The 673-nt window shown below is 49.3% G+C and carries 1 protein-coding gene; it reads right to left on the reverse strand.

The window, feature by feature from the left end:
• The coding region (locus tag R7R24_RS27350) for a pyridoxal-phosphate dependent enzyme (protein WP_318120217.1) at positions 1 to 673 on the reverse strand (673 nt) is incomplete at both ends.

The following is a 673-nucleotide window of genomic DNA, read 5'->3' on the forward strand; positions in this document are numbered from 1 at the left end:
GGAATAATCCCTTCTTCACGAGACAACTCAAAGAAGGCGTCTATCGCTTCGTCATCGTTGATTGAACCATAGTTCACGCGTCCTATGTCTTTTAAATAACTGTGCTGTGGACCTACCGATGGGTAATCTAAGCCACTGGCGACGGAGTGTACCTCTTGTGGTTCGCCTTGTTCATCTTTAAGCATGTAAGACTTAAACCCGTGCATGATGCCTGGCTCGCCAAGCGTTAGGGTGGCTGCGTGTTCACCCACTTTGTCCAAAGATCGTCCAGCAGGCTCGACGCCGTGGATCGCGACGTTTTCATCTTCTAAAAATGCGCTAAACAACCCCATGGCATTTGAGCCGCCACCCACACACGCGACAAGATTGTTCGGTAATTTGCCCGTCATCTCTTTGAACTGAACTCGCGCTTCGTTCCCGATGATGGATTGGAAATCGCGAACCATTTTAGGGAATGGGTGAGGGCCAACCACGGAACCAATGGCATAAAGCTGAGTTTCTGGATCTTTGAGGTACGCTTCAAAGGCAGCATCAACGGCTTCTTTCAGCGTTTTACGTCCGTGCGTGGCAGGAATCACGTTAGCACCAAGGATTCTCATACGGACAACGTTCGGATGCTCTTTGGCGATATCGACTTCGCCCATGTAAATGTCACATTCTAATCCAACCAAAG

The organism is Vibrio sp. 704, from assembly GCF_033339295.1.